This window comes from uncultured Jatrophihabitans sp., assembly GCF_964252635.1.
Taxonomy (GTDB): domain Bacteria; phylum Actinomycetota; class Actinomycetes; order Mycobacteriales; family Jatrophihabitantaceae; genus Jatrophihabitans.
This window is the reverse complement of the sequence record NZ_CAXUNP010000032.1, coordinates 1-22,269: the sequence shown is the minus strand read 5'-3', so window position 1 is coordinate 22,269 and position 22,269 is coordinate 1. Positions and strand designations below refer to the sequence as shown.

At 70.4% G+C, this 22,269-nt stretch carries 18 protein-coding genes and 1 tRNA gene; 7 read left to right on the top strand and 12 right to left on the bottom strand.

Annotated features, from left to right (window positions below; translation table 11 throughout):
- Positions 1–15 precede the first annotated feature (15 nt).
- Positions 16–2,190: a SpoIIE family protein phosphatase gene (locus ACFFCA_RS14105; protein WP_375485843.1), complete on the bottom strand. Its 2,175-nt coding sequence runs from the start codon at positions 2,188–2,190 to the stop codon at positions 16–18.
- 67 nt (positions 2,191–2,257) lie between these two features.
- On the opposite strand from ACFFCA_RS14105, the gene ACFFCA_RS14100 reads away from it, so the two are divergent.
- Genes ACFFCA_RS14100 through ACFFCA_RS14090 form a run of 3 tightly spaced genes read left to right on the top strand, consistent with a single transcriptional unit; the run spans position 2,258 to position 3,906 of the window.
- Positions 2,258–3,034: an LLM class F420-dependent oxidoreductase gene (locus ACFFCA_RS14100; RefSeq protein ID WP_375485842.1), complete on the top strand. Its 777-nt coding sequence runs from the start codon at positions 2,258–2,260 to the stop codon at positions 3,032–3,034.
- Between the two features lie 13 nt (positions 3,035–3,047).
- A complete protein-coding gene (locus tag ACFFCA_RS14095; RefSeq protein ID WP_375485840.1) occupies positions 3,048–3,626 on the top strand; it encodes a peroxidase-related enzyme in 579 nt (192 codons plus the stop codon).
- Between the two features lie 40 nt (positions 3,627–3,666).
- Entirely contained in the window at positions 3,667–3,906 is a 240-nt protein-coding gene (locus tag ACFFCA_RS14090) for a DUF2630 family protein (RefSeq protein ID WP_375485838.1), read from the top strand.
- 58 nt (positions 3,907–3,964) lie between these two features.
- Here the strand turns inward: ACFFCA_RS14090 and ACFFCA_RS14085 are convergent, their stop codons facing one another.
- Genes ACFFCA_RS14085 through ACFFCA_RS14075 form a run of 3 tightly spaced genes read right to left on the bottom strand, consistent with a single transcriptional unit; the run spans position 3,965 to position 6,876 of the window.
- Entirely contained in the window at positions 3,965–4,771 is an 807-nt protein-coding gene (locus ACFFCA_RS14085; protein ID WP_375485836.1) for an ABC transporter permease, read from the bottom strand.
- 28 nt (positions 4,772–4,799) lie between these two features.
- A complete protein-coding gene (locus ACFFCA_RS14080) occupies positions 4,800–5,780 on the bottom strand; it encodes an ABC transporter ATP-binding protein (protein ID WP_375485834.1) in 981 nt (326 codons plus the stop codon).
- Between the two features lie 10 nt (positions 5,781–5,790).
- A complete protein-coding gene (locus tag ACFFCA_RS14075) occupies positions 5,791–6,876 on the bottom strand; it encodes a hypothetical protein (protein WP_375485832.1) in 1,086 nt (361 codons plus the stop codon).
- A gap of 150 nt (positions 6,877–7,026) precedes the next feature.
- Here ACFFCA_RS14075 and ACFFCA_RS14070 point away from each other — a divergent pair, with 150 nt between their 5' ends.
- The gene (locus tag ACFFCA_RS14070) at positions 7,027–7,701 is read left to right on the top strand and encodes a response regulator transcription factor (protein ID WP_375485830.1); all 675 of its coding nucleotides are present in this window, start codon (positions 7,027–7,029) and stop codon (positions 7,699–7,701) included.
- A 30-nt stretch (positions 7,702–7,731) separates the two neighbouring features.
- Positions 7,732–9,198 carry a sensor histidine kinase gene (locus ACFFCA_RS14065; protein WP_375485828.1) on the top strand — a complete coding sequence of 489 codons (1,467 nt, stop codon included), beginning with the start codon at positions 7,732–7,734 and terminating at the stop codon, positions 9,196–9,198.
- 3 nt (positions 9,199–9,201) lie between these two features.
- Here ACFFCA_RS14065 and pknB read toward each other — a convergent pair whose 3' ends face one another.
- From pknB to ACFFCA_RS14035, 6 genes are all read right to left on the bottom strand, one after another.
- The gene (pknB, locus tag ACFFCA_RS14060) at positions 9,202–11,022 is read right to left on the bottom strand and encodes a Stk1 family PASTA domain-containing Ser/Thr kinase (protein WP_375485826.1); all 1,821 of its coding nucleotides are present in this window, start codon (positions 11,020–11,022) and stop codon (positions 9,202–9,204) included.
- Positions 11,023–11,040: 18 nt separating this feature from the next.
- Positions 11,041–12,768 carry a penicillin-binding transpeptidase domain-containing protein gene (locus ACFFCA_RS14055; protein WP_375485824.1) on the bottom strand — a complete coding sequence of 576 codons (1,728 nt, stop codon included), beginning with the start codon at positions 12,766–12,768 and terminating at the stop codon, positions 11,041–11,043.
- Between the two features lie 16 nt (positions 12,769–12,784).
- Positions 12,785–14,188: an FtsW/RodA/SpoVE family cell cycle protein gene (locus ACFFCA_RS14050; RefSeq protein WP_375485822.1), complete on the bottom strand. Its 1,404-nt coding sequence runs from the start codon at positions 14,186–14,188 to the stop codon at positions 12,785–12,787.
- Entirely contained in the window at positions 14,185–15,456 is a 1,272-nt protein-coding gene (locus ACFFCA_RS14045; protein ID WP_375485820.1) for a PP2C family protein-serine/threonine phosphatase, read from the bottom strand. The genes ACFFCA_RS14050 and ACFFCA_RS14045 overlap by 4 nt, the downstream gene beginning before the upstream one ends.
- Positions 15,457–15,459: 3 nt before the next feature.
- Positions 15,460–15,909: an FHA domain-containing protein gene (locus tag ACFFCA_RS14040; protein ID WP_375485877.1), complete on the bottom strand. Its 450-nt coding sequence runs from the start codon at positions 15,907–15,909 to the stop codon at positions 15,460–15,462.
- 95 nt (positions 15,910–16,004) lie between these two features.
- Positions 16,005–17,036: an FhaA domain-containing protein gene (locus ACFFCA_RS14035; protein ID WP_375485818.1), complete on the bottom strand. Its 1,032-nt coding sequence runs from the start codon at positions 17,034–17,036 to the stop codon at positions 16,005–16,007.
- 190 nt (positions 17,037–17,226) lie between these two features.
- On the opposite strand from ACFFCA_RS14035, the gene ACFFCA_RS14030 reads away from it, so the two are divergent.
- A tRNA-Leu gene (locus ACFFCA_RS14030) sits at positions 17,227–17,309 on the top strand.
- Between the two features lie 79 nt (positions 17,310–17,388).
- On the opposite strand, the gene ACFFCA_RS14025 is transcribed toward ACFFCA_RS14030, so the two are convergent.
- Together ACFFCA_RS14025 and ACFFCA_RS14020 are read right to left on the bottom strand one after the other, a co-directional pair.
- Complete coding sequence (locus ACFFCA_RS14025; RefSeq protein ID WP_375485816.1) at positions 17,389–18,894, bottom strand: endonuclease/exonuclease/phosphatase family protein; 1,506 nt, start codon at positions 18,892–18,894, stop codon at positions 17,389–17,391.
- 118 nt (positions 18,895–19,012) lie between these two features.
- Positions 19,013–20,608 carry a glycosyltransferase gene (locus ACFFCA_RS14020; RefSeq protein ID WP_375485814.1) on the bottom strand — a complete coding sequence of 532 codons (1,596 nt, stop codon included), beginning with the start codon at positions 20,606–20,608 and terminating at the stop codon, positions 19,013–19,015.
- Between the two features lie 147 nt (positions 20,609–20,755).
- Here ACFFCA_RS14020 and ACFFCA_RS14015 point away from each other — a divergent pair, with 147 nt between their 5' ends.
- A complete protein-coding gene (locus tag ACFFCA_RS14015; RefSeq protein WP_375485812.1) occupies positions 20,756–21,493 on the top strand; it encodes a class I SAM-dependent methyltransferase in 738 nt (245 codons plus the stop codon).
- Positions 21,494–22,269: the final 776 nt, after the last annotated feature.

Genomic DNA, 22,269 nt, shown 5'->3' with positions numbered 1-22,269 from the left:
GTCAGCGGCGGCGGCCTAACGGATCCGGATGGCGACGACCGCGACGTCGTCGTCGTGCCGGATCGCCGCGCCGGTCAGGGCGTCCACGATCTGCGTGGGCGACGCGTCGACCGGTAGCTCGCTGGTGAGCCGCGCCAGTTCGGCGAGCCCGGCGTCCAGGTCGGGCTCGTCGGCGAAGCCGTCGGTCAGCCCGTCGGTGAAGCAGATCAACGTGGACCCGGGTGCCAGGTCGATGTGGGCGTCCCTCGGCCGGTCGGCACCCTCGGGCAGCAGCCGCGAGATGCCGATCATCGGCCCGCGGCCGTCCTCGAGCACGATCACCGAGCCGCCCGGGCGGCGCAGCAGCGCCGGTGGGTGACCGGCGCTGGTGTAGCGCAGCGACGCACCGTTGTTGCGCAGCATGAGCGTGCCGTAGAAGCAGGTGGCCATGTAGTCGAGGTTGCCGCCCTCGAGCAACTCGTCGACGGCGGTGAGCACGGTGTAGGGCTCGCTACCGACCCAGCCGTAGCTGCGCACGATGGTCGACAGCTTGCCCATCCGGGCCGCCGAGTCGTAGTTGTGCCCCATGACGTCGCCGACGACGACCCCGACACCGCCGTGCCCGCGCAGCTCGAACACGTCGTACCAGTCGCCGCCCACCGCCGCCTCGTCCGCCGCCGGGACGTAGGACGCCGCCACCTCGAGGCCCGGGATGCTCGGCAGCCGCGGCAACAGGCTGCGCTGCAGAGTGGCGGTGACGGCCCGCTCGCGGGCGAACAGCTGCGAGTTCTCGAGCATCAACCCGGCGCGGATCGCGAGGTCCTGGACCAGCGCCAGGTCGGTCTCGGTGAACGCCTGACGGGTCCCGTCGTTGAGCAGGCAGACGACGCCCAGCACGCTGTGCCGGGCCCGCAGCGGCACCACGATCATGCTGGACAGGTGCAGCTCGCGGACGATCTCGCTGCGCCGGTCGTCGGACAGCCCGGACACGGCGTCGGGCTCGTCGCCCATGTCGGGCACGAGCACGCCGCGGGACTCGCCACGCAGCACGCGCCACACCGGCCCGTCGACCCGCAACGAGTCGGGCAAAAGATCGACCAGCTCGTCGAAGTAGCCGAGCACCCGGTCGTCGGTCGACTGCCGTTCGTGCCGCAGGTAGGGACGCTCGAGGTGGCCGCCGATGTCGGTCGTGAAGATGGCGCACGCGACTCCGACCCGCGGGGTGAGCACCTGCCCGAGCACGTCGACGATCTGCGCCGGGCGCTGGGCGGCCGCCATCCGTGAGGTGACGTCGGCGAGCAGGCCGAGCCGGTCGGCCACGATGGCCACCTGGGCGAGCGCGTCGTCGCGGCTGCGCTGGGCGGTGACGCGGGCGGTGACGTCGGCCTGGACACCGACGAAGTGCGTCACCGTGCCCTGCTCGTCGCGCACGGGGGAGATCGACAGCTCGTTCCAGAACGGCGACCCGTCGCGCCGGTAGTTCAGCAGGGTGGTGGTGACGGGCAGACCGTCGGCGATGGCCGCGCGGATGTCGCTGACAACGGCCTGGTCGGTCTCCGGGCCCTGCAGGAAGCGGCAGTTGTGCCCGACCGCGTCGTCGAACTCGTACCCGGTGGTCGTGGTGAACGCCGGGTTGACCCACACGAGCGGGTTGTCGGCCACCCGCGGGTCGGTGATGGTGAACGACACCTTGGTGGCCAGCACGGCCCGGTCGCGCAGGCCCAGCGCTGACTGCTGGACGCCCGCGATCAGCTGGGCGTTGCGGGCGGGGAGGAACGCGACCAAGGCCAGCGAGGTCATCGGCTCGGGCGCATCGGTGAGCGGCAACCCGAGAACCCACAGCACCTCGCGAGCCCGCGTGACCGAGGTGCCACGGGCCGCGGTGACCGGCTCCCCGGTGACCGGCTCGCCCTCGGCGATGCGCATCAACGACTCGGCGGCACCCTGCGCGCCGCCGCCGTGGCCCGGCAGGTCGTCACCGGCGACGTCCTCGAGCCCGGCCGCCCGCGACCACTCGTCCACCGGCATGGGCAGCGAGCGGTCCGGCACCAGCTCGACCGCCAGGTGGTTGGCGAAGGTGACCAGCCGCTTCTCGACGTCGACGATGAGCACCGCGGCACTGGCCTCGTGGACCACCTGGGGCAACAGCATGGATCCGAGGTCCGGATCCTCGCCCTCGGGCGCGAGGTCGGCGCCGGTCCCACGTGTCACAGGACCAGACTTTATAGGCCGACCGCAGCCGCGGCGACCGCAGCGCAGCTGCGCTAGCGTCGGGAGCATGACACCCTCGCGGATCCGGATCGGCGTCCAGCTGCATCCCCAGCAGGCCCAGTACGCGGCAATCCGGCGCGCGGTCGCCGAGGCCGAAGATCTCGGCGTCGACATCGCCTTCAATTGGGACCACTTCTACCCCCTCTACGGCGAGCCGGACGGCGAGCACTTCGAGTGCTGGACGATGCTCGGCGCCTGGGCCGAGCAGACCTCGCGCATCGAGATCGGCGCCCTGGTCACGTGCAACAGCTACCGCAATCCCGAGCTGCTGGCCGACATGGCCCGCACCGTCGACCACATCAGCGACGGACGGCTCATCCTGGGCATCGGGTCGGGCTGGTTCCAGCGCGACTACGACGAGTACGGCTACGACTTCGGCACCGCAGGAAGCCGGCTGGACCAGCTGGCCGAGGACCTGCCCCGCATCGAGCAGCGACTGGCGAAACTCAACCCCGCGCCGACGCGCGACATCCCGGTGCTGATCGGCGGGGGCGGCGAGAAGAAGACGCTGCGCATGGTGGCCCGGCACGCGAACATCTGGCACTCCTTCAGCGACCTCGACACCTTCGTGCGCAAGCAGGAGGTGCTCGCGGCGCACTGCGCCGACGCCGGGCGCGACCCCGGGGAGATCGAGCGTTCGGTCGGTGTGCCGGAGGGTGATCCCGCCGAGGTCGGGCCGCCGCTGGTCGAGGCCGGGGCGACGCTGTTCACGGTCGGCGTCGGCGGCCCGGACTACGACTTCACCACCCTGCGCCGCTGGCTCGCCTGGCGCGACTCGCTGTGAGGGACCGCGCCTGATGGCCCGCGCGCTCTGGTTCTTCCCGGTCCCGGACGAGGCCGACCTGCCCGAACGCCTGCGGGGCCTGTTCGCGAAGGCGCGCGAGACGGTGGGCCTGGTGCCGAACGTGTTCCGCGCCTACGCCTACCGCCCCGAGCGGTTGTCGGCGTGGTTCGCCCACTACAAGATGCTGCACGAGCCGACCGAGAACCTCGACAGGGCCGACCGCGAGATGATCGCGGTCGTCGTCAGTGCCTACAACCGCTGCACCTACTGCATCGTGTCGCACGGCCACGCGCTGCGGAAGGCGCTCGGCGGGCGGCGTGAGGACCAGGTGCTGGCCGACTACATCGCCACCAACTGGCGTCACGCCGGCCTGGACCCCCGCCGGTACGCGATCTGCGACTACGCCGAGAAGCTGACCGCCCGGCCGCACGAGATGACCGACGACGACCTGCAGCGCCTCGCCGACGTCGGGCTGAGCCCGCACGAGGTGTGGGACGTCGCCGAGATCGCGGCGATGTACAACTTCACCAACCGCATGGCGCTGGCAACGGGTCAGCTGCCGAACGAGGAATACCACTACCTGGACCGGTAGCACCTTTCCTGTCACGACCGGACCGAGAGGACACCACATCATGGCCACCGAGAAGTCGATGCTCGACCACATCAACGAGCTCGCTGCTGAGGAGAAGCAGCTGCGCTCGTCGACGCACACGCACACCGACGAGGACCGCGAGCGACTGCGCCACCTCGAGGAGCAGCTCGACCAGGCCTGGGACCTGCTGCGCCAGCGGCGAGCCCGCGACGAGTTCGACGAGCCCACCGACGACGTGCAGGAGCGGCCGGTCGGCGAGGTCGAGGGCTACCTGCAGTAGGCCCGGCGCGGATCGGCCCCTCGGGCCGGTCCTGTCCGGCCGGAGCGGCCCACGTCGACTACGACGTCACGTCCTTGCCGCCGAAACGGGCCCAGGCCAGCGCGGCGAAGATCGCGACGTAGGCGAGCGTGACCAGCAGGCCGGTGCGGACGTCGGTGGTGCGCATCGGATCGCGCAGCAGGTCGACCCAGCGCAGCCAGTAGTGGCTCGGGAGCCAGCGGTGGATCACCCCGAGCTGCGGGATGGCGTCGGCGACCTCACTGGCGATCGTCAGCGTGAGCGTGGCGGCCATCGCCGCGACCGGCACCTCGGTCATGGTCGAGACGAACAGGCCCATCGCCGCCACCGAGGCGATCGTCAACGCCACGTAGCCCGCCACGAGCAGCAGCCGGCCCAGGCCCGCGCCGTAGGACACGGTGGTGCCGGACAGCAGCGTCACCCGCCCGGCGGGGAACAGCGCGAGCCCGGCCACCAGCCCGGTGAGCGCCACCAGGGCGACGCATGCGACGCACCAGACGACGCAGGCCGCGAACTTGACGGCGAGCAGCCGTGTCCGCCCGACCGGCACGGCGAGCAGGTAGCGCAGGGTGCCGGTGCTGGCCTCACCCGCCACGGTGTCCCCGGCCACCACGGCGACGACGAGCGGCAGGAACAGCGGGGTGGTCACCAGGAACCCGGCGAGGGCGGCGAACAGGCCGTTGTCGGTGATGCCGCCGAAGATGGACCCGTCGCGGGCGGACCGGTCGGTGGCCTTCACCGACACCGCGATGAGCACCGGCACCAGGCCGAGGATGCCGAGCAGCACCAGGTTGCGGCGGCGCCGGAACACGAGCGCGAGCTCCGAACGCAGGAACCGTCCGGGCACCGCCCGAGACGGTCGGGAGTCGGAGCCGCTAACCGCTGACATCGAAGCCGTCCCCGGTGAGGCCGACGAACTGGTCCTCGAGGCTGGGACGGGCCACGACGAAGCCGCGCACGCCCACCCCGGCCCGGACCAGCGCAGCCACGACCTCTTCCGGCGCGGCGGCGCCGAGCAGCGCACTCACACCGGCCTCGCCGTCGGTGACCTCGGCCAGCCCGAGCGAGCGCAACAAGCGAGCGGCAGCCGCCGGCTCGGTGGTCTCGACGTGCACGCGCTGCGCCTGCCGCTCGCGCAGCCGCACGAGCGGGCCCTGCCACACCAGCCGCCCCGCGCTCATGACCCCGATCTCGGTGCAGAGCTGCTCGACCTCGCTGAGCAGGTGCGAGGACAGGAACACCGTGACACCGTCACGGGCGAGCTCACCGATCAGGGTTCGCACCTCACGGGTGCCCTGGGGGTCCAGCCCGTTCGTCGGCTCGTCGAGCACGAGCAGGTCACGCGGACGCAGCAGGGCGGCCGCGATGCCGAGCCGCTGGCGCATGCCGAGGCTGTAGGCGCGGTACCGCTTGCCGGCGGCCGGGCCGAGACCCACCCGGTCCAGGGCGGCATCCACGCGGGCTCCGACGGTACGGGCGTCCGCGCTGCGGTCGGCAGCGTCGACACGGATCAGGTTGGCACGTCCGGACAGGTACGGGTGGAACGCCGGGCCCTCGACGAGAGCGCCGACCCGGTGCAGCGCGGCCGCCCCACCGGTGGCGAAGTCGCGCCCCAGCAGCTGGTGGGTGCCGGCGGTCGGGAACACCAGCCCGAGCAGCATCCGGATCGTCGTGGTCTTGCCCGAACCGTTCGGGCCGAGGAAGCCGTACACCGATCCGGTGGGCACGGCGAGGTCGACCGAGTCGACAGCGGCGACGGACGCGAAGCGCTTGGTCAGCCCCGTCGTGGCGATCGCTGTAGCGATCGCGGCCCCGCCGCGGGACGCCTCGACCTCGGCCAGCTCACCATCGGCCACGCACCCGCCCTCACTTCGCGGCAGCGGCGGCGTACAGCGCGGACGGGTCGACGCTGCCGGCGAACACCCGCCCGGTGCTCGTCACCAGGACGCTCACCAGGCTGGACTCGAGCAGGCCGCCGTGGCCCCACGACCCCGACACCGGTGTCAGGGCGCGGGCGAACTCCCCGCGTGCGGTGTTCACCTGCGAATGGGTGTCGACCTCGACCACCCTCGTCCAGCCCGCCCCGACGACCCGTGCCTCGTCGCGACCGGCCAGGCGGCGCAGGTCGGCGCCGAGCTTCACGGTGTGGACGGTCGCGCCGGCCGGCGGGGAGAAGGTGAACGACGACTTCGACGGCGCCGTGAACCGCACGCTGGTGTAGGCCACATCGACGGCCGGGCTGCGCTCACCGCGGGCGTAGACGCGGACGGCCAGCGGCAGCTTGGTCGAGGCGTCGACCGAGATGTGCACCGACCCGACCCGCGTCGCACTCGTGCGCGGCGTCAGGACGAGGTCGTAGACGTTGCGGTCGGCGACCTGGGCGCCCGCGCGGACGCTGACGCGTGTGGTCGGCGACAGGGCGGCGAGGGCCTGCGACGACAGCGCGCTCGGCGTCATCGTCGGTGCCGGCGAGCCGACCGGGTCGGGGACGGCGGCGGCGCCCGCCGGCAGGACGGCGTGCTGCGCGATGCGGTCCGAGCTGTTCCACGTCCAGAGCTGACGCCCCGAGCGGAAGACGTCGGTCTCGTCCATGGCCCCGAGCAGGGCGATGCGTTGCTCGTCGGCCCCGCCGTACCAGACCTGCAGCGTGTGCGAGCCGGACAGCAGCGAGGTGAACGAGGTGCTGTCCGCGTCGCCGCCGACGGTGCCCAGCGACGGCAGCTCGGGCAGCCCGAGCGACACGCGCGACAGGATCGTGCCGGAGAAGCCGGTGGTGCCGGCGGAGCGGACGTCGGCCAACAGGGCCGACGGGGTCATGTGCGGCAGCTTCGTGGACTGCTTGGCGTCGGCCTGGAAGAAGCCGGTCGCGACCAGACCGGCCACCGCCACGACGCCCGCCGGAGCCAACCAGCGCAGCGAGCGGTGGCGGAGCAGTACGGACGGGACGTTCACTGGTCCCAGCGTGCGGACCAGCCACTGTGATGGGGCTGAGCCTCTCCAGCGATCGCCAAGGTCCACCCTGGCAGTCTGACAACTGCTGAGTCCGAACTCAGCAGCGGCCCGGCACGTCGCCGAGCACACGCAGTCTCGAGGAGGTCCGCCGTGCGGTTGCTGATCGTGGAGGACGAGATCCGGCTGGCGTCAGCGTTGCAGCGCGGGCTCGGCGCCGAGGGGTTCACCGTCGACATCGCCCATACCGGCCCGGACGGGCTGCACATGGCGCAAGAGACCACGTACGACGCGGTCATCCTCGACATCATGCTGCCGGAGCTGTCCGGCTACCGGATCATCGAACAGCTGCGGGCGGCCGAGAACTGGGTGCCGATCCTCATGCTGACGGCGAAGGACGGCGAGTACGACGAGGCCGACGCGCTCGACCTCGGCGCCGACGACTACCTGACCAAGCCGTTCTCGTTCGTGGTGCTGCTGGCCCGCATCCGGGCCCTGCTGCGCCGGGGCGTCAAGCCCCGCCCGGCGGCGCTGACCGTGAACGACCTCGTGCTCGACCCCGCCGCCCACACGGTGCGCCGCGGGGAGACCACGATCGACCTCACGCCCCGGGAGTTCTCGCTGCTCGAGTTCCTCATGCGGCGGGCCGGTGACGCGGTCAGCAAGGCCGACATCCTGCACCACGTGTGGGACGCGAACTACGACGGCGACGCCAACGTCGTCGAGGTGTACGTCGGGTACCTCCGCCGCAAGATCGACGTCCCCTTCGAGCGGCAGACGCTGCAGACCGTCCGGGGTGCCGGGTACCGCCTGACCGCCGAGGGCTGACCGGGCCGTGGTCGGCCCGCGGGTGACCGCATGGTGATCTCGACGGTGACCTCCGCCCCGCGCCGGTGGTGGTCGCGCCAGTCGCTGCGGCGACGGCTGACGCTGCTCGCCACCGCGCTGTTCACGCTGGCCGTGGCAACCGGCGCGGTGCTGCTCCTCGTCCTGCAGCGCTACGCACTGACGCGGGTGCTCGACCAGTCGGCGGGCAAGACGGCCCGCGACATCTCCCAACAGGTCATGAGCGGGCGGTTGCCCCCGACCGTCGCACCGACGACCGGTGGCATCGCCGCCGTGCAGGTGGTGGACGCGAGGAACGCGGTGCTGGCGGCGTCCCAGGGCACCGACCACGCCCGCCCCATCCTCGCCAGCCGCGAACAGCTCCGCGAGGTGCGGCACGGCGCCCGCATCGAGATCGACAGCCCCACGTCGGACGCGCGGCTGCGGGTGCTGGGTCGGGCGGTGGGCTCACGGACGGTGCTCGTGTTCACCGACGTCACCCGGGTGGACGACAGCCTGCGCATCCTGACGCGCGCGGCCCTCATCGGCGGTCCGCTCGCGGTCCTGGTCATGGCTCTCGCCACCTACCTGGTCGTCGCTCTGACGCTGCGGTCCGTGGCCGCGCTGCGGCACGGCGCCGCCGACATCACCGCCGCGGGCCTGGCCGAACAGCGCCTGCCGGTGCCGGGTTCGCAGGACGAGATCCACCGGCTGGCCGTGACCCTGAACGCGATGCTCGACCGCATCGATTCGGCGACCAGCCGGCAGCGCACCTTCGTCGGCGACGCTGCGCACGAGCTGCGCTCACCGCTGGCCTCGATCCGGGTCCAGCTCGAGGTGGGCCAACGGATCGGCCAGCCCGACGACGGCTGGGACGCGCTCGTCACGGACGTCCTGGTCGACGTCGACCGCCTCGACCGCCTCGTCGAGGACCTGCTGGCCCTGGCCCGCCTCGACGAGTCCGCGGGCGTCCGTCGCCAGTCGGTGCCGCTGAACCAGGTCGTGGCGGCGGTGGTGGACGGTGTGCATCCCGAGGGGGTGACGGTGCGCGCCGAGGCCGAGCCGGCCCTGACCGACGGCGACCCCGACGCGTTGCGACGCGTGGTCGTGAACCTGGTCAACAACGCGTTGCGCTACGCCCGCAGCGAGGTCGTGGTGCGGGTCGCGGTCGAGCCCGTCGCGCCGTCCCAGGCCGCGCGGGACCGGAACGCCGCGGACCGGAACGCTTCGGACCGGGGCGCCGCGGCCCGGCAGTGCGTGCTCACGGTGGAGGACGACGGCCCCGGCATCGCCGAGGACGAGCGTGAGCGGGTGTTCGACCGCTTCTACCGCGTCCAGGAGTCCCGGTCGCGCGACACCGGCGGCACCGGGCTGGGCCTGCCGATCGTGCGCGACATCGTGCGCGGCCACGGTGGCCGCGTATGGCTCACCGATCGCGAGGACGGGCAGCCGGGGCTGCGGGCCGTCGTCGTCCTGCCCGCCGCCCCCGACACCCTCTGACCCTCACTTGCAGGCGGGTAGCCCGGTGCTGCTCGTGCTCGGCGCGGGGGTGGTCGTGGGCTGGCCCGGCGGCTGGCCCGGTGGCTGCCCAGGGGTGGGTGTGGTCGTGGTCGGGCTCGGCGGCGGCGTGGTGCACGTCGGCTTGGGCTTGACGTACTTGTAGACCGTCAGGGTGACCTGCTGGTCGGGGGAGTAGTAACCCGCCGTCGGGGTCTGTTCGGCGACCTTGCCGTCCTTGCCCTGGTCGGACGTGTTCTTGGTCTGCGTCTCGATCTTCTTGAAGTCGCTGGGGATCGTCGACCGTGCCTCGTCGATGGTCTTGCCGCGCACGTCTGGCAGCTTGATGGTGCCGGTCGAGACCTCGAGTTCGATCTTCGTGCCCGGCGGCACCGACGTGAACTGCGCGGTGCCCTGCTTCTCGACCGTTCCCTTGGCGTCGGAGTCGTGCACGTCCTTGCGCGTGCTGCCCAGCCCCGCCGCCTGCAGCAGCGCGACTGCGTCGGTGTAGCTCTTGCCCTCGACGAAGGGCACCTGCACGAGCTTGGGCGAGTAGAGCGTGTAGGTGACCGTCTCGCCCTTCTTCACCATCTCGCCCACCTTCGGCGACGTGGTGCAGACGCGGCCCTTCTCGACGGTCTGGTTGTTCGTGCACGGCCCGCCGGTCGTGGCGGTGTTCTGCTTGGGCCGGAAACCCTGCTGGCGCAGGCTGTTCGCAGCGGCGTCGGGCACCTGGCCGGTGACATTGGCAACCGCGATCTCCTTGGTGTCGCTGTTGCCGGAGGTCCCGAAGATGACGAACGAGCCGATGCCGATGACCAGCAGCAGCGCGACCACGACAGCCGCCCAGATCCAGCCGCGGCGGCGCGAGTCGTCGACCTCGTCGGCGACCGGGCCGGGGCGGGGCCTCACCGGTGGCGGGGGAGTGCGCGCGATGAACTGGGTCCGCTCGGCGTCGGTCATGACAGCCTCGGCCGCGACCGGCTGGTTCGCCAGCGCCCGCTGCAGGTCGGCGCGCATCTCGCCGGCCGACTGGTAGCGGTTGAGCTGGTTCTTGGCCAGCGCCTTCATGACGATCGAGTCGAGGGCGCGGGGGACCTCGGGGTTACGCGCCGACGGCGCGACCGGGGTCTCACGCACGTGCTGGTAGGCGACCGCGACCGGCGAGTCACCCTGGAACGGCGGCACGCCGGTGACGAGCTCGTAGAGCAGGCAGCCGGTCGAGTACACGTCGGAGCGGGCGTCCACGGCCTCGCCGCGCGCCTGCTCCGGCGACAGGTACTGCGCCGTGCCGATGACGTTCGCGGTCTGGGTGACGGTGGCCGAGGTGTCGGCGACCGCGCGGGCGATCCCGAAGTCCATGACCTTCACCGCGCCGGCCTGCGTGATCATCACGTTCGCCGGCTTGATGTCGCGGTGGATGATGCCGTTGCGGTGGCTGAAGTCCAGCGCGCTGTCGATGTCGGCGACGATCTCCATGGCCCGGCGCGCCGGGAGCGCCCCCTCGGACTTGAGCACGTCGCGCAGGGTGCGCCCCTCGACGTACTCCATGACGATGAACGGGATCGACGTGCCGTCGGGGGCGGCGTCCTCGCCGGTGTCGTACACCGAGACGATCGACGGGTGGTTGAGCCCGGCCGCCGAGTGGGCCTCCCTGCGGAAGCGGGCCAGGAACGACGGGTCGCGGGCCAGGTCGGCGCGCAGGACCTTGATCGCGACGTCGCGGTTGAGCCGCGTGTCGCGGCCGCGGTGCACCTCGGCCATGCCGCCGTACCCGATCAGCTCGCCGAGCTCGTAGCGGTCCCCGACCATCCTCGGTTGGGTCATCGTGCGTCCTCACTCATGTCAGTCCGTCCCGATGGAGCGCAGGTAGGCCTCCATCACCTGGCGGGCCTTCGGCGCCGCGTCCTCGCCACCCGTCGCGTCGCTGTCCTCGAGGATCACCGCGACTGCGATCTTCGCCTCGCCCTTGACGAGGGCGAACCCGGAGAACCAGGAGTGCGCGGGCAGCGCGTTGCCGTTCGCGTCCTGGTGGTCGGCGGTGCCGGTCTTGCCGCCCACCACGACGTTCGGGATGTCGGTGATGGCCGCGGACTTGCCGGTGGCATCGTCCCCGGCCTGCTTGCCCGTGACGACGTTCTCCATCATCTGCATCAGCTCGCTGTTGAGACCGGGGTCGAGGACCTGGCTCATCTGGCTGGGCTGCGGGTCGGACAGCACCGACTGGTTCGGCCGGTAGGTCTTCTGCACCAGGTGCGGCTTGTACAGCGTGCCGTTCTGGGCCACGGCCGAGGAGATCATGGCGGCCTGCAGCGGGGTGATCGCGACGTCGCGCTGACCGAACGCGGTCTGGCCGAGGGCCACCGGGTCGCGGGCGAGCTGGCTCACGGACCCGACCGTCGAGCCCACCGTGGACAACGGGATCTTCGGCGGTGTGGTGTCGATGCCGAACAGCTTGGCCTCGGCGGCGATCTTGCCGATGCCCAGCTTCTCGTTGGCCACCGCCGCGAACGCGGTGTTGCAGGACTTCTCGAGCGCGAAGTCCAGCGTCGCGAACTTGTTGCTGCCGTTGCACGTCTCGCGGACGCCGTTGTCGAGGGTGAAGTTGTGGATGCACGGGCCGGTGTCGGTCTTCGGGCACGGCGTCTGCTTCTGGGTCGCGGTCGCGTCGTCGGGCCAGTAGTACTGCGGCGCGAAGATCTTGTCGTCGGGCTTGACGCCCGCCTTGAGGGCTGCCGCCGAGACGACGACCTTGAAGATCGAGCCGGGCGGGTAGGTGACGTCGAAGGCCCGGTTGTGGAACGGGCCGAGCGCGGTGGGGTCCTTCTTCAGGAAGGCGGTCGGGTCGTCGGGCACGTTGCTGCAGCCTTTGGACTTCGAGGTCTTCTCGCGTTCCGCAAGCTGCTTGGCAATGCGGGCCTTGAGCGCGGTGCTCGACTCGCCGACCCGCCGGACGGTGTCGATGTCGGAGTAGCAGGCATAGGCGTGCGAGATGTCGCCGGAGTCGTGGGAGCTCAGCGCGCCCGGGTCGTAGGACGGCGTCGACACGGCCGCCAGGATCGCCCCGTTGGACGGGTCGAGAGCGACCACCGCGCCGGGCCGGTAGGTGCCGTTGGACAGGCGCATCGCCTTGTAGGCCGCGGCCTGCGCCGCCCGGTTGATCGTCAGCTCCACGCGGCCGCCCCGCGGGTTGCGGCCGGTGAGCAGGCTGGTGAGGTTCGTGGTGAACAGCGAGGGCGAGTCGCCGCTGAGCACGTCGTTGTCGGTCTCCTCGATGCCGGACGCGCCGTAGATGTAGGAGTAGAAGCCGGTCACCGGCGCGTACACCGGGCCCTGCGGGTACTCGCGCAGGTACTTCAGCTCGTCGGTGGTCTTGCGCGACTCGGCGACCGCGGTGCCCTGCACGGTGATCTGCCCGCGCGGGTTCGAGTACTCGTTGAGCAGCACGCGGCGGTTCTGGCTGTTGTCGCGGTAGCTGTTGCCCTGCACGACCTGCACGACGTTGAGGTTCACGAACAGGGCGAGCAGCAGCACACCGATCGCGATCGACACCTTGCGGATGGGCTTGTTCATCGGTCGACGACCTCTCTCATGCGACCACGGCCGGCTGCTCGGTGGTGACCGCACGTCCCGGCGGCGTGGTCGCCGGCCGGCGGGCGGCGTCGGACACCCGCACGAGCAGCGCGAGGATGGCCCAGCTGCCCAGCAGCGAGGAGCCCCCGTAGGACAGGAACGGCGACGTCAGACCGGTCTCGGGGAGCAGCCGCGTGACGCCGGCGACGACCACGAACAGCTGCAGCCCGATCAGGAAGGCCAACCCGCAGGCGAGCAGCTTGCCGAAGGAGTCGCGGACCGCGAGCCCGGCCGCGAAACCACGCGACACCAGGACCCCGTAGGCGACGAGGAGGCCGATCAGCCCGAACAGGCCGATCTCCTCGCCGAAGGACGCGATGATGAAGTCCGTGGTGGCGAGCGGGACCAGCTCGGGGTGGCCGCCGCCGAGCCCCGTACCGAAGATGCCGCCGGTACCGAGGCCGAACAGCGACTGCTTGAGCTGGTAGGCGGTGTCGGTGTAGCGCGGGTCGAACGGGTGCAGCCAGACCTCGACCCGGGTCTGCACGGTGCCGAAGATCTGGTAGGCGAGGTAGGCGCCTCCGGCGAACAGCAGCACGCCGACGATGACCCAGCTGACCCGCTCGGTGGCGACGTAGAGCAACACCACGAACAGGCCGAAGAACAGCAGCGACGTGCCGAGGTCGTGGCCGCGCACGAGCACGCCGATGCACAGCAACCAGGCCAGCAGCAGCGGACCGAAGTCGCGGCCGCGCGGGAAGTCGATGCCCAGGATGCGCCGGCCGGCCAGCGCCAGGACGTCCCGCTTCTGCACCAGGTAGGCGGCACCGAAGATGGTGAGCAGCGTCTTCGCGAACTCACCGGGCTGCAGCGAGAAGCCGGCGACACGGATCCAGATGCGGGCGCCGTTGACCTCGCTGAAGCGGGCCGGCAGCACGGCGGGCAGCATCAGCAGGAAGACTCCGACGAGCGCGAGCGTGTAGGCGTAGCGCTGCAGCACCCGGTGGTCACGGACGACGAACAGCAGCGCCAGGAACAGCACGACGCCGAGCGCGGTCCACACCACCTGGGTGGGTGCCTGCGCGCCGGCGAACTGCTGGCCGTTCTGCGCCGCCTGGGTCTTCAGTCCTAGGTCGAGGCGATGGATCATCACCAGGCCCAGGCCGTTGAGCAGGACCACGACGGGCAGCATCAACGGGTCGGCGTAGCGCGCGATCTTGCGGATGACCAGGTGCGCGACGAGGCCGGCAGCGAGGGGCACCGCCGCGTAGGTGACGAGGTGCGACGACAGGTGCCCGTCGCGGGCCGCCTCGACCGCACCCTCGGCACTGATCACGACCAGCACCGCGAAAGCGAGCAGCAGCAGCTCGAGGTTGCGCTTCGTGGGGATGCGCAGGGCGGGGTTGAAGGTGCCGCTCATCGTCGGCACCCCGGGTTGGACGACGCCGAGCCGGAGGGCGGAGCGGAGCTGGGCGCGGGCGTCCGGCACACGGGTAGCTGTTGACCGCGCAGGCTGACGATGATGCTCTTGGCCTCTGTGGCGCTGCCGGCGGTGATGCCGGCCTGGACCTGCGTGCGCGTCGCCGGGTTCAGGTCGTCCAGCTTCAGATCGCTGAGCTGGTACACCTTGAAGAACTTCAGCGGACCGAACTCGGTGTTGACCCCGCGGTAGATCGCGACGTCCTCGTCGGCGTGGCCGACGAAGTACTGGCTCTGCGTCCACGCGTAGGTGCCCCCGAGCGCGGCGACGATGAGCACCAGCACGACGGCGACGAGCAGCCACGGCCGGAGCCGCTGCAGGCGCCGGTGCGGGATCGGCTCGTCGGTGGCCTCGGCGGGTTGCTTCGTCGCCAGCGGACGGGACATGAGGGCGGCGCGGCCGGCCGCGCTGTCGCTGCCGGGGACGTCGGCCGCGGCCGGGTCGACGAAGGCACCGGCGATCACCGGGGTGTCGTCGATCTCGTCCCCGACCCGGGCGTTGAGGACGTCGGCGACGATGACCGTGACGTTGTCCGGGCCGCCGCTGCGCAGCGCCAGCTCCACGAGCCGGTCCGCGGCGTCCTGAGGGTCGTCGATGCGCAGCGTGTCGGCGATGGTCTCGGCCGACACGACGTCGGACAGCCCGTCGGAGCACAGCACGTACCGGTCGCCGCCGCGGGCCTCGCGGATCGAGACGTCCGGCTCGACGTCGCTGCCCAGCAACGCGCGAAGGATGACGGACTTGCGCGGGTGGTCCTTCGCCTCGTCGGGAGTCAGCTGCCCGGCGTCGACGAGGTACTGGACGTAGGTGTCGTCGTGGGTGATCTGGGTGAGCTGCCCGTTGCGCAGCAGGTAGGCCCGGGAGTCGCCGACGTGCACGAGCCCGACCTGGGCACCGGTGAAACGCAGCGCGGTGAGGGTGGTGCCCATGCCGTCGAGTTCCTTGCGCTGCGCGACGGCCTGGGAGATGCCGTGGTTGGCCTGCGCCACCGAGTCGCGCAGGGCCCCCATGAGGTCCTCGATGCGACGGTCCTCGTCGAGCGGCTCGAGCGTGCTGATGACAATTTTGCTGGCGACCTCGCCGGCCGCGTGGCCGCCCATGCCGTCGGCGATGGCCAGCAGCCGGGGACCGGCGTACACCGAGTCCTCGTTGTTGGTGCGCACCAGACCGAGGTCGGAGCGCACCGCGTACCGCAGGTAGAGCGCCACGACCTATCTCAACTCCAGGGCCGTCTTGCCGATCCGCAGCGGGACACCGATCTCCATCGGCACGGGACCGTCGAGCTTGCGCTGGCCGAGGTAGGTGCCGTTCGTCGAGCCGAGGTCCTCGACGACCCACAACCCGTCGGACATGCTGATCCGGGCGTGCCGCGTGCTGGCGTAGTCGTCTTCGAGCACGAGGGTGGAGTCGTTGGCCCGGCCGATGAGCACCGGCGCACCGGTCAGGCCGATCCGGGTCCCGGTGAGCCCGCCTTCGGTGACGACGAGCTGGGTCGGGGCGCCCGGTGCCTGCCGCGGTGGCGCCGATTCGTTCTTCCCGCGACGGCGGGCCGGCGGCGGCACCGCGATGCGCGGCTGCCCGCTGGTGCGCAGGTCGCTGCGGATGACCCGCAGGCTCGCGAGGACGAAGAGCCAGAGCAGGGCCAGGAAACCGAAACGCATCAGCTGCAGCGCGAGCGCCGAGTTCACCGCGTCACCGCTCTCGGACGCCGAGCCCCGGCGGTCGCCGGCTCGTCACGGGCGTTCCTCGCGGGCCGTCACGAGCGTTCCTGGTGAAACACGATGCGGGTGTGACCCACCCTGAGCACGTCGCCGTGGCGCAGCAACTGGCTGCTGATCTCGTGGCCGTTCACGGTTGTGCCGTTCGTCGACCCCAGGTCGTAGGCGGTGGCGAAGCTGCCGTCGAACTGGATGTCGACGTGCCGCCGCGAGATCCCCTGGTCGAGCAGCTGCAGGTCGGCGTCGGTCCCACGGCCGATGACGTTCGCGCCGCGCTGCAGGTCGAAGCGGCGGTTGGTCTGGTCGACGATGAGCGAGGCGTGCACCAGCGGGCCGGGGGGCGGTGCGCCGTACCCCGCGCCACCGCCGTAGCCCTGGCCGCCGCCGTACCCCGGACCGTTGCCGTACCCAGGACCGTTGCCGTACCCGGGGTCGTCGTCGAAGCCGGGCACGGCGCTGTACCCCGGGGCGTCGCCGTAGCCGGGCCCGCCGTTGCCGACCGGCTGGTCGTAGGACGGGCCCGCGCCGGGGAACGGTGGGGCCGCTGCTGCGTAGCCGGCGGCCGCCCCGGCTGCCGGGCCGGCCGCGTAGGACGGTGCGCCTCGGCCGTACTGCTGGTCGTCCGCGTACTCGCCCGGGGCCTGCCCCGGGACGATCGGCAGCGAGAGCGAGTCGTGCGGGCGCCGGCGGGGCGGGGCGCCGGGTTCCATCCGCGACGCGACGCCGAACACGCCGGTGTGCAGCTCGTCGTCACGCGCGAGGAAGACCTCGATGTCGCCGATGGTCTGCAGGCCGTTCTCGTCGAGGTACTCCTGCAGCAGCTCGGCCAGGGAGTTGGTGAGCTGGACCTCCCACGGGTCGAGACGTTCGTGGTCGGACGGCGACAGCGTGACGCGGTAGCGGTTGGGGCACAGCACCTGGCCGTTGCCCATCACCTTGCGCTTGTCGGAGGCCTCGCGCTGCAGGGCGGTGCCGATCTCGACCGGTTCGACCTGACCCTTGAAGACCCGCGCGAAAGCCCCGCCGACGAGGCCCTCGAGCCGACGCTCGAAACGTTGGGCCAGGCTCACGGACGTCTCCTCGTCTTGTTTCGGGTCAACCGCCGGTCGGCTACGTGGTGCGAGCAGCAGACGGGGACGCGTCGGTGACGCGCATCCGCAGGAGTCTATCGGTCCTCCCTGAAAGGGCCGGGTATCCGTCCTCAGCCGCGTGCTACCGTTGCGGACGCCAATCAGCGCGGCCCGGCCAGGGTGCGCAGCCGGGCAAGTGGCGGAATGGCAGACGCGCACGGTTCAGGTCCGTGTGTCCGAAAGGACGTGGGGGTTCAACTCCCCCCTTGCCCACCGAACCCAGCACGACGACGGTGCGCCGGGCGGACCGGCGCACCGTCGGTGCTGGTGCAGGCCTCGCGGCCCGCACGGCTCAGTACGGGAACTGCAACTGCGTCCAGATCGGGTTGTGGTCCGACGGGATGGTGCCGACGAAGCGGCCGTGCGACATCCGCATGGCCATACCCCAGGACGTGGCGGAGACCCCTGGCGTCAGGCACAGGTAGTCGATGTACAGGTCGTAGTGGTACGGCGCGCGCATGTAGTCGTTCGCGCTGTCCCAGTGCGGGTTTACGTGGGACTGGGCGACCAGCCGGGCGTCGGCAATGCGTGAGGAGCGCATGATGCTGCCGGGGCCGTCGAGCCGGTACTGCTTCGGGTTGTTGTTGGAGTTGAAATCACCCACGTAGACCACAGGAAGCCCGTGCGCCCGTGCGTTGGCCCCCGAGACCATCGACCGCATCTCGGACTGGCGAGCCAGGTCGTTGCTGTACCCGCCCGGCTGGGTCAGGTGGGTGTTGACGACGAGGACGCGTGCGCCCGATGCCTTGTTCTGCAGCACCTGGTAGACGGCGTATGCCTTCGCGCCGAGGTGCCAGTTCCCGCCGGCGCCCACCGCGCGGTACGTGCTGGGCTTGTACAGGATGTAATTGCCGGTCCGGAACCACTTCCAGTCGCTCTCGCCGTAGCGCGGTTCGGTGTGGGCCAGGGTGTAGGTGCCACCGAGGCCGTTGCGCAGCGAATCCACCTGCAGGATGTGGTGGGTGGCGTCGGCCCACCAGTTGCCCTCCTGGATGCCGACGACGTCAGGGTTGGCGGATTTGATCAGTGCGACTGCCGGGGCGCGGCGCTGCGACCACGGAGCGACCACGCCACCTGCCTCACGGGTGCGGTCCGCACCCAGGTTGAGGATGTTGTAGCTCATCAGCCGCATGCTCTGCTGGCGCGACTGCACGACCGCCGAGACGATGCCCGCGTAGTGCGACGGCATCGAGCCGTTCAGGGCGCGCACAGTGAAGTAGTACCGCACCCCCTTCGTCAGGCCGGACGGAGTGAAGGCGTGGCTCTGGTCAATGATCGAGAAGTTGCGTCGTCCGGCCGTCATCGAGGAGTTGGTGGCCGTTGCGATCGTGTAGCCGGTCGCGGCCTGGCTTCCCCAGGTCAGGTACGTGCCTGCGGCCGAGGTGTGCACCGTCAGCGACCAAGGGGTGGCCGGCCGCAGGGCGGTCTGGCCTATGCCCGCGGAGTAAGAGGCCTTGCTGCCGTTCAAGGCAACCACCCGGTAGTAGATGGGAGCACTGGTGTATCGCATGCCGTGCAGCGACAGGGACGGCCGGCTCGACGTGGCGGTGTGGCGGGCCGAGGAGTGGCGGCCGTGGATGAGGTTGTCGTAATAGATGTCGCTCTTGGTGGTCGACGCGAACAGGCGGTACGAGCGCGCGTGGACGGCGGAGCGGAGCGACACCGTCAGCCAGCTGTTTCCGGCGCCGCTGACGCGCACGCCGGACGGCTTGCCCGGCCAGGTGGAGGCAGCGGATGCGGGCCCGGCAGCGACCGTGGTCGCCGCGCCCAGAGCGAGTGTCAGGGCCGCGATGGCCAACGAGCGGGAACGGTGGCGTCCGATTGCGGAACTGCGGCACGGCGTAAAGATGCGGAGGGTCATGAGCGGGGGCCTCACGGGGTCGTTGACGAACACGGCTCCCCCGCCGACCGTCGGTCTACCCAGGTCGGGTGACGGAATCCCACTTCCGGTGAATCGATTTCCCGGTTCGCCGCACCATCAACCGCAGGCGGGCCCGGAGCGTGACCGACACGGCCGGGCGAACCACAATGGCCAACCTGCCGGACTGCGTGCGGTAGGGCCGGACACGCAGACCGTCGACGACGATGCTCGACGGCACGACCAGTGACTCGTCGAGTTGCACCTGTCGCGTGCGGTGGAAGCCGCACGAGTTGACCTCGACCGATACGTCCCAGATGCCGGGGTGCAACGGCTGGCCGGCAGCGAACACCGGTACCTCGACAATGGCCGCGCCCGCCCAGGCCAGCGGGCGTGCGGTCGTCGACATGTCCACCGGCTGCACCGGCAGGCGGGCACGACGGACCTCTGCGGTCGCACGGTTGCGCAGGCGCAGATTTGCCGAGGTCTGAGCGAACGACGCTGTCAGGTCGGCCGGCGTTTGGCGGGAGTCCAGGCGCGGAAGCACCCAGCTCTCGCCCGCACGACACATCGTCAGCGAGGCCCCGTCCCGTTGAAGAACTGCGAGTACGTCGACCCGAAGTCCGGTCCCGTCCCAAGCCAGGCTTCGTCCACGGCCGACGAGCTCCACTGCCTGGTCTGCTTCGATTTGGCGAAGAATGCTCATGAGATCGCCTCTGCGGACGGCGTCCAGGCGGGCTTGCGTGGTCCTGTCCAAGCGGGCGACGGCGGACGGCGGCACCTTGGTCTCCAGGATTCGACGTCCGTGGGCCAGCGCTGAAGCCTGTACCTCGGGCTCCTTCCGTAACAGTGGTGGCCGGCTCAATGGACCCGCGAGCTCGGAGCGCACCACTCGGTCGAGGGCCAGATCCTGTGCGGAACCGGGCTCAACGACCGAGCAGACCAGATCGATCAGCGCCTCGACACTGCTCCAATAGTCGTCCTCGGTCGCCCGCGTCGCCGTCAGATTACCGCCGTCGTCGCGCCGTTCCAGCACATACAACGGGCGCGACCCGAGGATGGTGACGCGCTCCGCGTACAGATAGGCCGCCGTCATGAACAAGAAGTCCTCGAGACGCACCCGTCCCTCCCGGAACCGGATGTCGTTCTCACGCAGGAAATTCTTGCGGAACGCTTTGTGACAGGTCAGGTTGCTGAAGACCCCCGGCGTCTCCCGCCAATTGGTGCAACGGTCGCCGCGTTCGTAGATTGCGTGTGGCACCCGACGGCGGTTGCCGACCGCGCGCACCATGACCACATCCGAGTCGTCAGCCGCCGCTCGGTCCAGGATCGTTTCGACCGCGTCGGGCATAAGCCAGTCGTCCGCGTCGCAGTAGAAAACGTACTCCCGTGTCGAAAGGTCGGTGCCCAGGTTGCGGGGCCGGCCCGGCCAACCAGAGTTCTCGATGTGCTCGACGCGGACGAACCCGGGATGCTCAGCCGCGAAGCGGTCCAGCTGCTCGCCGCTGCCGTCCGTCGAACCATCATCGACGACGACAACGTCGAAACGGGACCTTTCCGCGGTTTGCACAGTTAGCGATTCCAGACAGCGCGCAAGATACGTCCCGGCGTTGTACACCGGCACCACCACGGTCAGCCCAGGGTTATAACGCACGGCGCAATGCTAAGTCGCGGCTCCTGTGGGTACCGCGACCGCGTCTCTAACCACAGCCACGGGACCTGGGACGGATGGGCGTAGGCGCAGGCTGCCCCCTGCGTGACAATGGTCCGGCACCACCGTTCAGCGAACAAGGGACCTCTCATGCGCCGCCACGACTTCCTGCACGCACTGCACCAGCGACTTCGTCCGCGAACCTACGTGGAGACCGGGATCTACAAGGGCGAGAGTCTCGTCCTGTCGCACGTGCCAAGTATTGGCATCGACCCGGAGTTCGCCGTCGAGACCGAGTTGCGCGCCGATGTCCACCTCGCCCGGACATCCAGCGACGAGTTCTTCGCACGACCCCACCCTGTGGCGCATCTACCCGAAGACGTCATCGACCTGGCCTTCATCGACGGGATGCACCTGTCGGAATACGCGCTACGTGACTTCCTCGCGATTGAGCGGTTTACCGCTCCCACAAGCGTGCTGGTGTTCGACGATATGTTGCCCCGCTCCGTCGACGAGGCTGCCCGCTACCGCCACACGAACGCCTGGACTGGGGATGTCTTCAAGGCGGCGCAGGCGTTGCGCGACCTGCGTCCGGACCTCGTCGTCATAGAGGTGAACACCACCACGACCGGCGTCGTCGTCGTGCTGCTGCCTGACGCCCGAAACGGCGGTGTGCTTGCAGGGTACGACGACTGGCTCGAGGTCGCAGTCTCCCCGGACCCGCAGGACGTCCCGACCGAGGTGCTGACCCGATCACGGGCCGTGGATCCCGACCGCCTGGTTGAGTGCAGTGGGTGGGCAGAGCTGGCGCGCCTGCGCGACTCCAGCCGCAAGGTCGACTACGCCGATCGGATCCGGCACAGCTTCCGGGAGTTCATCACCGGCTAAACAAGACGTCCAGCGGGGCCGGATCGTGATCCGTCATCGCAGGACCCGGCGGGCGGTCGAGCGGACGCTGGCCCTGACCACCGTCGCTTGCTGCTCCGGAAGGACGAGCAGAGCGCGGTCGAGTACGCGACCGGCCGCCGCCGCCACTCGCCTGCGGGCCGGCACGACAGTCCGCGCTGTCGGCACCACGGACGGCGGGTCCTGAGCCCCCCATAGCAGCACCACAGGGCGCTGTCCCTGGACAAGGAGCCGTGCGCCAATCCTTTCCCGCGGACCGTCGGGCCGCTTGACGCTTAGCCTCCAGGTCCCGTCACCGAGCTCCGCCCGCGGGCACCGCACGACCAGCCTGTCATCGCCCGCACCGCGCTCAGTGTGACCATCCGCCTCGACGGTCTTCCGGCCGCGCTGCAAGGCGACCGTTACCCCGCCGTTCGGTAGCGCCAACTTCGGTCCGGCCAGCACCATCTCGACATCCAAGCCACGGCACCGTGCGAAGCTACCTATCAAATCGAAGGCTGCTGGCGGGGGACGCGAATCGCCCATGGGGTTCCTCCTCATGTCGGTGCTGAATCTCACCGTAGCGAAGAGGAATTGTTCTCAGAACAGGCAACCGGCAGATCACTGACTGACGGGAGCACGTGCGGGTGTCCGTTCTGTGCTTTCATATCGCGATGCCGTATCGAACGCACCTCAACGCCGTCCTGCGGCGAACTACCGGTTATGAGCTGCGCAAGCCCCGACCGCCGAGAAAACAGGTCGTGGCCGCGCCCCCGCCC